This window comes from Streptomyces sp. NPDC037100 (genome assembly GCF_055606225.1).
In genome coordinates, this window is record NZ_JBVJSX010000004.1 from 133,264 (window position 1) to 145,680 (window position 12,417).

Sequence of the window (12,417 nt, forward strand, 5' to 3'; positions counted from 1 at the left end):
TTAGAGGCCGTCCGCGGAGATCCGGACGCATCTCCTGCGGGCGGCTTCCCGTGTGCGGAGTGTGTGCCCGTATCAGGACCCCAGCACCGACGTGAGGAACTCCCCCACCCACGCCAGCAGCTCCCGCCCGACCAGCGGCTTGCCGCCCACCTTCGCGGTCTTCGGGCGCGGCACCAGCACCTGGTGGACCGCCGGCTTGATGACCACCCCGGGGTAGAGCCGCTTGAGCCGCAGCTCCTGCGACTCGCGCAACTCCACCGGCGCGAAGCGGATGTTGTTTCCCTGCAGCACGATCTCGCCGACGCCGCACGCCCGCGCGAACATGCGCAGGCCCGCGACGAGCAGCAGGTTCTCCACCGGCTCGGGCAACTTGCCGTAGCGGTCGACGAGTTCCTCGCGGACCGCCTTGATGTCCTCCTCCGAGTTGGCGGAGGCGATGGCGCGGTACGCCTGGAGGCGCAGCCGCTCGCCTGGCGCGTAGTCGTGCGGGACATGCGCGTCGACGGGCAGCTCGATCTTGACCTCGAGCGGCGGCTCCTCCTCGATCTCCCCGGTCTCCAGCTGGCGCCGGTAGTCCGCGACGGCCTCGCCGACCATCCGCACGTACAGGTCGAAGCCGACGCCCGCGATGTGACCGGACTGCTCGCCGCCGAGGAGGTTGCCCGCGCCGCGGATCTCCAGGTCCTTCATGGCCACGTACATGCCCGCGCCCATCTCCGTGTGCTGGGCGATGGTCGCGAGCCGCTCGTGCGCGGTCTCGGTCAGCGGCTTCTCCGGCGGGTAGAGGAAGTAGGCGTAGCCGCGCTCGCGGCCGCGACCCACCCGGCCGCGCAGCTGGTGCAGCTGGGACAGGCCGAAGTTGTCGCCGCGCTCCACGATCAGGGTGTTGGCGTTGGAGATGTCGATGCCGGACTCCACGATCGTCGTGGACACCAGCACGTCGAACTTCTTCTCCCAGAAGTCGACGACGACCTGCTCCAGCGCCTGTTCCGACATCTGGCCGTGGGCCGTGGCGATGCGCGCCTCGGGGACGATCTCGCGCAGCCGGGCCGCCGCGCGGTCGATCGACTCGACGCGGTTGTGGATGTAGAAGACCTGGCCCTCGCGCAGCAGCTCACGGCGGATCGCGGCGCCGATCTGCTTCTCCTCGTAGGGGCCGACGAAGGTGAGCACCGGGTGGCGCTCCTCCGGCGGGGTGGTGATCGTCGACATCTCGCGGATGCCGGTGACCGCCATCTCCAGGGTCCGGGGGATGGGTGTCGCGGACATCGTCAGCACGTCGACGTTCGCGCGGAGCTTCTTCAGCTGCTCCTTGTGCTCGACGCCGAAGCGCTGCTCCTCGTCGACGATGACCAGGCCCAGGTCCTTGAACTTCGTCTCGGACGAGAACAGGCGGTGGGTGCCGATGACGATGTCGACCGAGCCCTCGCGCAGCCCCTCCACGACCGCCTTGGCCTCGGTGTCGGTCTGGAAGCGGGACAGCGCCTTCACGTTCACCGGGAACTGCGCGTACCGCTCGCTGAAGGTGCCGAAGTGCTGCTGCACCAGCAGGGTCGTGGGCACCAGGACGGCGACCTGCTTGCCGTCCTGGACGGCCTTGAAAGCGGCGCGGACCGCGATCTCGGTCTTGCCGTAGCCGACGTCGCCGCAGATCAGACGGTCCATCGGAACCGTCTTCTCCATGTCCTCCTTGACCTCGGCGATGGTGGTGAGCTGGTCGGGCGTCTCCGCGTAGGGGAAGGCGTCCTCCAGTTCGCGCTGCCAGGGGGTGTCCGCCCCGAAGGCGTGCCCGGGGGCGGCCATGCGCGCGCTGTAGAGCTTGATGAGGTCGGCCGCGATCTCCTTGACGGCCTTCTTCGCGCGGGCCTTGGTCTTCGTCCAGTCGGCGCCGCCGAGGCGGTGCAGGGTGGGGGCCTCACCGCCGACGTACTTGGTGATCTGCTCCAGCTGGTCGGTGGGGATGTACAGGCGGTCGCCCGGCTGGCCTCGCTTGGCGGGGGCGTACTCGACGACCAGGTACTCGCGGGTGGCGCCCTGCACGGTGCGCTGCACCATCTCGATGTAGCGGCCCACGCCGTGCTGCTCGTGGACGATGTAGTCGCCCGGCTCCAGGGTGAGCGGGTCGATGGTCTTGCGGCGGCGGGCCGGCATGCGGGCGCCTTCGCGGCCGGACGCCTTCTGGCCCGACAGGTCCGTCTCGGTCAGGACGGCGAGTCCGAGGGCCGGGTCGACGAAGCCGTGGTCGATCGAGCCGCACGCCACGTGCACGACGGACGGGGAGATCTCGGCGAGGTCGGAGTCGAGGCGGGCGGCGATGCCCTCGCCGCCCAGCACCTCGACGGTACGGGCCGCCGGGCCGTGGCCCTCGGTGACGAAGACCGTCCGCCAGCCGTCGGCGAGCCAGCCCTTGGTGTCGGCGAGGGCCTTGGCGGTGTCGCCGCGGTAGGTCTCCGGGGCGTGCATGCCGAGCTTCAGGGTGTCCGCGTCCAGCTCTTCGTCCGCGGCGAACGGCGACACCGACCACCACATCATGTCCAGCTCGCGGGCCCGGTCCCGGACGTCCGCGATGGACCACAAGGAGGCCGCCCCGACGTCGATGGGGGCCTCGCCGCCACCGGCGGTGGCCGCCCAGGAGGCCTGCAGGAACTCCTGCGAGGTGGCCACGAGGTCCGACGCGCGCGTGCGCACCCGCTCCGGGTCGCACACCACTGCCATGGCGCCCTTGGGCAGCACGTCGAGCAGCAGCTCCATGTCGTCGACGAGGACCGGTGCGAGGGACTCCATGCCCTCGACGGCGATGCCCTCGGCGATCTTGCCGAGCAGTTCACCGAGCTCGGGGTGCTGTTCGGCCAGGGCACGCGCGCGGGTGCGGACGTCCTCGGTGAGCAGCAGCTCACGGCACGGCGGCGCCCACAGGCCGTGCTCGGCGACTTCGAGGGAGCGCTGGTCGGCGACCTTGAAGTAGCGGATCTCCTCGACGTCGTCGCCCCAGAACTCGACGCGCAGGGGGTGCTCCTCGGTGGGCGGGAACACGTCCAGGATGCCGCCGCGCACGGCGAACTCGCCGCGCTTCTCGACGAGCTCCACGCGCGCGTAGGCGGCTGCCGCGAGGGCTTCGACGATCTCACCGAGGTCCGTGCTCTGCCCGGTTCTCAGGGAGACCGGCTCCAGGTCGCCGAGGCCCTTGACCTGCGGCTGGAGCACGGACCGGACGGGCGCCACGACGACCGAGACGGGGCCGGTCTCGGGATCGTCGGGGCGGGGGTGGGCCAGGCGGCGCAGCACGGCCAGGCGGCGGCCGACGGTGTCGCTGCGGGGGCTGAGCCGCTCGTGCGGGAGTGTCTCCCAGGACGGGTACTCCACGACCCCCTCGGCCGGGAGCAGGGAGCGCAGGGCCGCGGCCAGGTCCTCCGCCTCACGGCCCGTCGCCGTGACCGCCAGCACCGGGCGGCCCGTCTCACGGGCCAGGGCGGCGACTGCGAAGGGCCGGGCGGCAGGGGGGCCGACCAGGTCGACGTGCATGCGGTTGCCGTCTGCGGCCGCCCTGATCGCTTCCGCGAGGGCGGCGTCCTTGACTACGGCGTCGAGCAGACCGTGCAGGCTCATTCGGGGCTTTCCGTCCAGGGGGTGGGCAACACCACGGGCCCGACGCGCGCCGCGGGCCGGGGGGTCTCCAGCGTACGACGACGCGCGCCCGTACGGCGGGCCTGTGGACAACGCCCCCGCGCCGCCGGGCCTTCCGGCTGGGCGGCACCCGCCGCCTCACCCCGGAGTGCATCACCCCGCAGAACGCCTCCCCTGCCCCCGGACAACCACCGAGCCCGCCCCGGAAGCGATGCCTCCGGGGCGGGCTCATCCTCCGCAACCCCCGTGTGCGGTGGTTCTCGCGCGGCGGGCGGCTACTCCGTCGCGATCGCGTTCAGGACGTTCATCCGGCCTGCCCGGAACGCCGGGACCAGTGCCGCGAACAGGCCCACGAACGCCGAGCTGATGAAGACGCCGATGATCGTCGGCCAGGGGATGTCGAGGACCATCAGGCCCTCCAGGGCGAGCAGCTGCTGTGCCGTGGCGCCCCAGCCCATGCCCAGTCCGAGGCCCAGCAGGGCGCCGAAGAGGGCGATGACGACCGATTCCATGCGGATCATGCGGCGCAGCTGGCGGCGGGACAGGCCGATCGCCCGCATCAGGCCGATCTCGCGGGTGCGCTCCACCACCGACAGGGCCAGGGTGTTCACCACGCCCAGGATGGCGACGATGATCGCCAGGGCCAGCAGGCCGTAGATCATGTTGAGCAGCTGGCCGATCTGGTCCTTCAGGGCGTCCTTGTAGTCGGTCTGGTCACGCACCTTGTACTGCGGGTAGTCGTGCAGCGCCGACTTCAGGGACGTGTAGGCGGCGTCCTGCTGCCCCTCCTTGGCGCTGGCGAAGACCAGCGAGTCCAGCGGCATCTTGTCGGCCGGGACGTACTTGGCCATCGTCGAGATGGACGTGTACATCGCGCCCGCGTCGATCACGACGTCGCTGCTGGTGATCGCCCGGACCGTCAGGTCGGCCGGGGAGCCGCCCTTGAAGGCGACCTTGATCTTGGAGCCGAGCCGGATGCCGTGGTCCTCGGCGAACTTCTCGTGGACCGACATCGAGTCGGGCTTGTAGGCGTCGGGGAGCTTGCCGGCGACCGTCTCGGTGCGCAGGTCGGTCGCGTACGACGGGTCGGCCGCGGTGATCCTCGTGTCCTTGAGCGTCTTGCCGTCGGGGGTGGTGAAGTCGGCCGTGCCCGACTTGTACTGGGTGACCCGCTCGATGTCCGGCGCCGACTTGGCGGCCTTGACGGCCTGCGGGGTGACCAGCTCACCTCTGTCGGACTGGATGATGAAGTCGGCGCCGACGGTCTTGTCGAGCTGGTCGGTGGCGGACGCCACCATGGAGGAGCCGACCACGGACAGGCACGCCACCAGGGCGAGGCCGATCATCAGGGCGGCGCCCGTCGCGCCGGTGCGGCGCGGGTTGCGCAGGGCGTTGCGCTCGGCCATGCGGCCCACGGGGCCGAACATGCGGAGCAGCACCGCGCCCAGGACGCGGACCACGGCACCGGCCAGCAGCGGGCCGATGACGACGAAGCCGATCAGCGACAGCACGACGCCGAGGCCGAGCCACAGGGAGCCGTCCTTGGCCTTGTCGGCCGCCGACGCGAGGTACAGGGCGAAGCCGCCGGCGCCGGTGAGGAGAGTGCCGATCGCGGCCCGGATCCAGCCGGCCTTGGCGTCGGCGGGGACTCCCGCGTCGCGCAGGGCGGCCATCGGGGAGATCTTGCCGGCGCGCCGGGCGGGCAGGTAGGCGGCCAGGACGGTGACCACCACGCCGAGGACGAGGCCGACCACAGGGGTCGTCCAGGCCACTGTGAGGTCGTCGGTGGACAGTCCCATGCCCATCCGGCCCATGAACTTCATCAGGCCGATGGCGAGGCCGACGCCCGCCCCGACGCCGAGCACCGATCCGACCACGCCGAGCAGCAGCGCCTCGGCCAGCACGGAGCGGTTGACCTGCTTGCGCGAGGAGCCGATGGCCCGCATCAGGCCGATCTCCCGGGTGCGCTGGGCGACCAGCATGGAGAAGGTGTTGATGATCAGGAAGATGCCGACGAGGAAGGCGATCCCGGCGAAGCCGAGCATCGCGTACTTCATGACGTTCATGAAGCCCGCGACGTCCTTCTGGTTGGCGTCGGCGGTCTCCTTGGCCGTCTTCACCTGGAAGTCGCCGCCGAGTTCGGCCGTGACGTTCTTCTTCAGCCGGTCGTCGCTGACGCCGGCTGCCGCGGTGACGTTGACGTTGGTGTAGACGTCGCTCTCGCCGACCAGGGCCTGCTGGGCGGTCCTGGTGTCGAGGTAGAAGATCGCGGCGCCGGGATTGGTGACGGTGAAGTCGGCGATACCGGAGATCTTCGCGGTGTGGGTGCCGACCGCGCTGATCACGCCGATCTCGTCGCCGAGCTTCAGGTCGTGCTTGTCGGCGGTGTCGGCGTCGACCATGATCTGGTCGGCTTCCTTGGGGGCCGCACCGGAGGTGATCTTCATGGTGCGGGCCTCGTTGGCGTTCCAGCCGCCGACGACGGTCGGGGCGCCGCTGGAGGGCGACAGGCTGTCCTTGTCGGCGTCGACGACGGTCACCGAGGTGGAGAACACCGCGCCCTCGGCGGACTTCACGCCCTGCGCCTTGCGGACCTCGCCCAGCACGGAGGCCGGCATGACCGGCGGCTTGCCGTTGTCCGCGGTCGTCTCACCGCTGTCGGAGGCGCCCTTGGCGCTCACCGTCACGTCGGAGGAGGTGGCCGCGAAGAGCTTGTCGAACGTGGTCGACATGGTGTCCGTGAAGACGAGCGTGCCGCAGACGAAGCCGACCGACAGCAGGACGGCGATCGCGGAGAGCGCCATCCTCCCCTTGTGCGCGAGGAAGTTGCGCATCGAGGTCTTCATGACGGTCATGACGTGCGCCCCCGGGCGTCGAAGTCCTTCATGCGGTCGAGGACGGCTTCCGCGGTCGGCTTGAACATCTCGTCGACGATGCGGCCGTCGGCGAGGTAAAGGACCCGGTCCGCGTAACTGGCCGCCACCGGGTCGTGGGTGACCATCACGATGGTCTGGCCCAGCTCGTCGACGGACCGGCGCAGGAAGCCGAGGACCTCGGCGCCGGCGCGGGAGTCGAGGTTTCCGGTCGGCTCGTCCCCGAAGATGATCTCGGGCCGGGCGGCGAGCGCCCGCGCCACGGCGACGCGCTGCTGCTGACCGCCGGACAGCTGGGTGGGCCGGTGCTTGAGGCGGTCGGCGAGCCCGACGGTCTCCACGACCCGCGTCAGCCACTCCTTGTCCGGCTTGCGGCCCGCGATGTCCATGGGCAGCGTGATGTTCTCGATCGCGTTCAGCGTCGGCAGCAGGTTGAACGCCTGGAAGATGAACCCGATCCGGTCCCGGCGCAGCCGTGTGAGCTTCTTGTCCTTCAGCCCGGTGATCTCGGTCTCGTCGAGATAGATCTGGCCGCCCGTCACGGTGTCGAGGCCGGCGAGGCAGTGCATGAGGGTGGACTTGCCGGACCCCGAGGGGCCCATGATCGCGGTGAACTGGCCGCGTGCGATGTCCACGTCGACGTGATCGAGGGCGACGACCCGGGTCTCTCCGGATCCGTACGCCTTCACGACCTGCCGCGCCCGCGCGGCAACGGCCGTACGCCCTCCAGTACCCCCGTGCCTGGGAATGGTCACAGCCGAAGTCACGGTATGTCTCCTATGTCGGTCAGCAAATGGTGAAGGCGGTCGCCCGGCCGACAGCCGCTGTGCGCGGTGCCGGTTCAGGAATCCGTCCGACGCGTTTCAGTCTCGCGGCGGGAAGAGGTCGTGCGCCCTGGTGTTCAGCGCAGTCTTCTGCTGGGGAAAACCCCACCCCCGCCGGTGTTCCGTACCGCCCCCCGACGGCGTAAAGCCAGGTTAAGGAAGGCCCCCCGGCCCTCTCGTCCTCCGTCGGTACGAACCCTCCCCAGGTCGTAGTACGGAGGTACCCCTAGGGGCACTCCACCGGAGGGTGGAGGCCGCCTCAGGGTTGGCTCCACCCGCCGGCCCACTCAGGCTCCACCCTCCCGCTGCGTCCGGGTCAAGTGGGAAGCTGTCCGCGACAGATAGCTGCAAGGGGCAAGCATTCGACGGGACCCGTCACGCGGGCGCGGGCGGGGCGAGGGAGAGGCACCGGGGTGGGCAGCACCAGTTCCGCGGCGCGTGAGGCCGCAGGTCCCGCCGCGACCGGCCGGCGCGGAGCCGTCGTCGCGGCGTTGATGCTCTCGATGGCGCTGGCGGCGCTCGACGCGACCATCGTCTCGACCGCCGTCCCGCAGATCGTCGGGGACCTCGGCGGCTTCTCCGTCTTCTCCTGGCTGTTCTCCGGCTATCTGCTGGCGGTGACCGTCACCCTGCCCGTGTACGGCAAGCTCTCCGACACCTTCGGCCGCAAACCGGTCCTCGTCACCGGCTCGGTGGTCTTCCTGTTCGGGTCCCTGCTGTGCGCGCTGGCGTGGAACATGGGGGCGCTCATCGCCTTCCGCGTCGTGCAGGGCCTGGGCGGCGGCGCACTGCAGGGCACGGTGCAGACCCTCGCCGCCGACCTGTACCCGCTGAAGGACCGCCCCAGGATCCAGTCGAAGCTTTCCACGGTGTGGGCGGTGTCAGCGGTCGCCGGCCCGGGCCTGGGCGGGGTGCTCGCCGCGTACGCGGACTGGCGGTGGATCTTCCTGATCAATCTGCCGATCGGCGCGGTCGCGTTGTGGCTGATCGTCCGTCACCTCCACGAGCCGGAGCGGGAAACCACCGCGCACGCGCGCGTGGACTGGGCGGGCGCGCTCGCGGTGTTCGCCTGCGGCGGCGTTCTGCTCACCGCACTGGTGCAGGGCGGGGTGGCGTGGCCGTGGCTGTCGGCGCCCTCCCTGGCGCTGTTCGGAGCTGGACTCGCCCTGGTCGCGGTCGTGGTGCTGGTGGAGCGCCGGGCGGCGGAACCGATCATCCCGGGCTGGGTGTGGCGGCGCCGTACGATCGCCGCGGTCAATCTGGCCCTGGGCGCACTGGGGCTGCTGATGGTCGCGCCGTCGGTCTTCCTGCCCACCTACGCCCAGTCGGTGCTGGGCCTCGCGCCCGTGGCCGCCGGATTCGTCCTGTCCGTATGGACGTTGAGCTGGCCGGTGTCGGCGGCGCTGAGCCAGCACGTGTACCGCAGGATCGGCTTCCGCAACACGGCGATGCTGGGCATCGGCACGGCCGCGCTGATCCTGTTCGCGTTCCCCTTCCTGCCCTACCCCGGGCGGGCGTGGCAGCCGACGCTGCTGATGCTGCTGCTCGGCGCCGCGCTGGGCCTGTTCCAGCTGCCGCTGATCGTCGGGGTGCAGTCGACGGTGGGATGGGCGGAGCGCGGCACGACGACCGCGTCCGTGCTGTTCTGCCGCCAGACCGGCCAGACGATCGGCGCGGCGGTGTTCGGCGCCGTCGCCAACGGGGTGCTGGCCGCCCGGCTCGGCGGTGCGGGCGACCTGGACTCGGTGACGCGGGCGCTCGACTCGGGCAGCGCGCCGGAGGCGACCCGGCGGGCGATCGCCGAGGCGGTGCACGCGGTCTACCTGGGGGCGGCGTGCGCGGCGGCCCTGGCGTTCCTGGTGCTGCTGTTCCTCGCGCCCCGGAAATTCCCGGTGCTGACGGACTGAGCCTTCCGTATCCTCCCCCCATGGTGACCTTGGAGCCCCTGCGGGCGGATCACGCGGACGCGCTGCTGGCCTTCGAGCGGGAGAACCGGACGTACTTCGCCCGCACGGTGCCGGACCGCGGGGACGCCTTCTTCACGGCGGAGGGGTTCGCCGCACGACTCCGGGCGCTCCTCGACGAGCAGGAGGCACGCGTGTGCCGCTTTCATGTGGTCCTCGGGGAGGACGGCGAGCTGATCGGCCGGGTGAACCTGATGGACCTGGTGGACGGCAGCGCCGAACTCGGTTACCGCATCGGCGAACAGGCCGCCGGCCGGGGCGTGGCGACGGCTGCGGTCACGCAGGTGTGCCGACTGGCCGCCACCGACTACGCCCTGACGTCCCTGACCGCGGTCACGACCCTGGACAACCCGGCCTCCATGAGGGTCCTGGCCCGCAGCGGCTTCACCCGGGTGGAGAACACGACGGTGGACGGACGGCCGGGGGTCCGCTACCAGCGCCGGCTCCTCGACGCCACACCCGACCGCCCTCAGGACGACCGCCCTCAGGACGCGACCCTGAGCGAAGGACGCGCACGTGCAGGCCGGCCGGAGGGCGCGTCGGCGTCAACTTCACTCTGATCGCGGGCCGTTCGGTTCCGCACCGCGTCGAGCGGCGACCGGCCTTCCGGGCGACGCTCGACCACCGCACCGACATACCGGCGTCCGTGGCGCTGATCCGCCTCGCGTGAGGCACCGGGAACCGCGAGAAGACCGGGTTGACGCGAGTACCACTCGAGGTCGGAAAGGTAAGCGCATACCGACCGATCAGTCTGTCGAAACCCTCGCGCTGGACCCCTGCTCCGAAGTAGCGTGCGTGGCTCCCGCCCCCCTCCTCCCTGCGGCCCGCCGCACCGGATCCCACCCTCGCAAGGAGCACCGGGATGTCCTACGACCCATTCCCGTCCCACCCATACCGACCACCCGGTCCGCCCTCGCCCCACCCATACCGACCACCCGGTCCGCCCTCGCCCCACCCATACCGACCACCCGGTCCGCCCTCGCCCCCTCCCCAGCCCTCGCCCTCGCCCTATGACCCGTACACCTACGACACCTACCCGTGGGCCACGCAGGAGGCGCCCGAACCGGCCGGACGGCGTCCCCAGCGCCACGCCGCGCTCGGACACCACAGCGACCTGCGGGTCCTGCGCAGCGCCTACCGCTGGCAGCGGCGCGTGGCCACGCTCACGGCGCTCGGTTACTTCACCCTCTTCCTGCTCCTGTCGGCGTTCGCGCCGTCGTTCATGACGAGCACCGTCACCGACGGCCTGCCCACCGGACTGCTGCTCGCGCTCATCCAGGTCCCCGTGACCTGGCTGGCGATCGCCCTGTACGAGCAGACGGCCCGCCGCCGCGTCGACCCGATCGCGGACCGGATACGCAAGCTGGCCGAGCTGGACGCGAAGCGGGAGGGGGACCGATGACCACCGATTTCAGCGGTAACGCCCAGACGATGTCCCTGGTCGGCTTCTCCGCCGTCGCCACGATCACGCTGCTGCTGTGCGTGATGACCGGCCCGGACCGGGACGACCTGGACGAGTTCTACACCGGCTACAGCTCCCTGTCGCCCATGCGTAACGGCCTGGCGATCGCCGGCGACTACATCTCCGCCGCGACCGTCCTCGGCACAGGCGGCGTCATCGCGCTGTTCGGCTACGACGGGGTGGTGCTGGCGCTGAGTACGGCCCTGTCGCTGATGCTGCTGATGTTCCTGCTGGCCGAACCGCTGCGCAACGCGGGGCGGTTCACCATGGGCGACGCGCTGACCCGGCGCATGCCCGGACGCGGTGTCCGCATCGCGGCGTGCGCGGTGACGCTGGCGGCGCTGCTGCCGCTGATGCTCGTGCAGTTGGCGGGGACCGGGCAGCTGATGGCGTTCATCCTCGGCTTCTCCGGCGAGTCACTGCAGACGGGCTGCATCATCGGCGTGGGCGCGCTGATGATCAGCTACGCGGCGATCGGCGGCATGAAGGGCACCGCCCTCATCCAGATCCTGAAGATCGTGATGCTGCTCGGCTCCGGCCTGGTGGTCGCGGCGCTGATCCTGAACCGGTTCGACTGGGACCCGGGAGCTCTGTTCAACGCTGCCGCACAGAACAGCGGAGTGGGCTCGGCGTTCCTCACCTCGGGCCTGGAGTTCGCCGGCGGCCCCAGCCCCGACCTCGACATGATCACCACGCAACTGACGGTCGTCCTCGGCGGCGGTGTGCTGCCGCACGTCACCATGCGCATGTACACGGCCTCCAGTGCCCGGCAGGTACGGCGCTCGATGTCCTGGGCAGTCTCGAGTGTGGCCCTGTTCGTGCTCGTCATCACGGTCGTCGGCGTCGGCGCGACCGCGCTGGTCGGACGGGAACTGATCGCGCAGGTCGACCCGCAGGGCAACACGGCGTACCTGCTGGGATCGCAGGCGGCGTTCGGAGCGGACGTGTCGGCGGCGGAGACGTTCCTGTTCACGACCGTCACCACGGCGGTCTTCCTCACGCTGCTCGCCTCCGTCGCCGGCATGATCCTGGCCTGCGCCAACTCCCTCGCGCACGACGTGTTCGCGGCCCGGGTGCAGGAGATGTCACCGCGCCGCGAGATGACCGTGGCGCGGCTGTCGGCCCTGGCCGTCGGTCTCCCGGCGATCCTGCTGGCCACCCAGGTCCAGCATCGCAGCCTCCAACCGCTGGTGACGGTGTCCTTCTGCCTGGGCGCCTCGGCCATCGCGCCCGCGCTGGTCTACAGCCTGTTCTGGCGCCGCTACACACGAACGGGCCTGCTCAGCACCCTCATCGGCGGCTCCCTGGCCGTCCTGCTGCTGATGCCGGGCACCAACCTGGTCTCCGGCTCACCGGTCTCGGCCTTCCCCGAGGCCGACTTCAACTGGTTCCCGTTCACCACCACCGGCCTGCTCTCCATACCCTTGGGCTTCGCCTGCGGCTGGCTGGGCACGATGGCCTCCGGCCACCGGCAGTCGGAGGAACAGCGCCATCAGTACGAGGCGGTGGAGGGCTGGATCCTGGCGGGCGCGGCCCGCGGGGACCACTGACACGGACGGCACGGCAGCCGACGCGGCATGCGGTGCCACCCGTTGGGCGGGGACCGGGCGGCGAACACGGCCGGTCCGACCGCCCCGGCCCCCGACGGCGCGTCACGCGACGACGCACAG

General features: G+C 70.9%; 7 protein-coding genes. 4 read left to right on the top strand and 3 right to left on the bottom strand.

The features are described from left to right. Positions 1 to 72: 72 nt before the first annotated feature. From mfd to ACZ7EG_RS14825, 3 genes are all read right to left on the bottom strand, one after another. A complete protein-coding gene (gene mfd / locus ACZ7EG_RS14815) occupies positions 73 to 3,606 on the bottom strand; it encodes a transcription-repair coupling factor (RefSeq protein WP_471077433.1) in 3,534 nt (1,177 codons plus the stop codon). A gap of 293 nt (positions 3,607 to 3,899) precedes the next feature. Next, a complete protein-coding gene (locus tag ACZ7EG_RS14820; protein ID WP_471077436.1) occupies positions 3,900 to 6,479 on the bottom strand; it encodes an ABC transporter permease in 2,580 nt (859 codons plus the stop codon). After that, positions 6,476 to 7,264 (bottom strand): ABC transporter ATP-binding protein, encoded by a 789-nt coding sequence (locus ACZ7EG_RS14825; RefSeq protein ID WP_033312060.1) that lies wholly within the window; start codon positions 7,262 to 7,264, stop codon positions 6,476 to 6,478. The genes ACZ7EG_RS14820 and ACZ7EG_RS14825 overlap by 4 nt, the downstream gene beginning before the upstream one ends. A 470-nt stretch (positions 7,265 to 7,734) precedes the next feature. Here ACZ7EG_RS14825 and ACZ7EG_RS14830 point away from each other — a divergent pair, with 470 nt between their 5' ends. From ACZ7EG_RS14830 to ACZ7EG_RS14845, 4 genes are all read left to right on the top strand, one after another. Further along, the gene (locus ACZ7EG_RS14830; protein ID WP_471077440.1) at positions 7,735 to 9,228 is read left to right on the top strand and encodes an MFS transporter; all 1,494 of its coding nucleotides are present in this window, start codon (positions 7,735 to 7,737) and stop codon (positions 9,226 to 9,228) included. A 20-nt stretch (positions 9,229 to 9,248) separates the two neighbouring features. Next, on the top strand, positions 9,249 to 9,845 hold the full coding sequence (locus ACZ7EG_RS14835; RefSeq protein WP_471077443.1) for a GNAT family N-acetyltransferase: 597 nt from the start codon (positions 9,249 to 9,251) through the stop codon (positions 9,843 to 9,845). Positions 9,846 to 10,147: 302 nt separating this feature from the next. Beyond that, a complete protein-coding gene (locus ACZ7EG_RS14840; protein WP_471077446.1) occupies positions 10,148 to 10,687 on the top strand; it encodes a DUF485 domain-containing protein in 540 nt (179 codons plus the stop codon). Continuing rightward, positions 10,684 to 12,297, top strand: coding sequence for a sodium/solute symporter (locus ACZ7EG_RS14845; RefSeq protein ID WP_471077449.1), 1,614 nt, complete (start codon positions 10,684 to 10,686; stop codon positions 12,295 to 12,297). Before ACZ7EG_RS14840 ends, ACZ7EG_RS14845 begins: the two co-directional genes overlap by 4 nt. Positions 12,298 to 12,417: the final 120 nt, after the last annotated feature.

What these genes read in the sequence shown, in the direction of transcription:
- ACZ7EG_RS14820 (WP_471077436.1), bottom strand. Translation starts at nt 6,479, where the DNA reads ATGACCGTCATGAAGACCTCGATGCGCAACTTCCTCGCGCACAAGGGG.
- ACZ7EG_RS14845 (WP_471077449.1), top strand. Translation starts at nt 10,684, where the DNA reads ATGACCACCGATTTCAGCGGTAACGCCCAGACGATGTCCCTGGTCGGC.
- mfd (WP_471077433.1), bottom strand. Translation starts at nt 3,606, where the DNA reads ATGAGCCTGCACGGTCTGCTCGACGCCGTAGTCAAGGACGCCGCCCTC.
- ACZ7EG_RS14835 (WP_471077443.1), top strand. Translation starts at nt 9,249, where the DNA reads ATGGTGACCTTGGAGCCCCTGCGGGCGGATCACGCGGACGCGCTGCTG.
- ACZ7EG_RS14840 (WP_471077446.1), top strand. Translation starts at nt 10,148, where the DNA reads ATGTCCTACGACCCATTCCCGTCCCACCCATACCGACCACCCGGTCCG.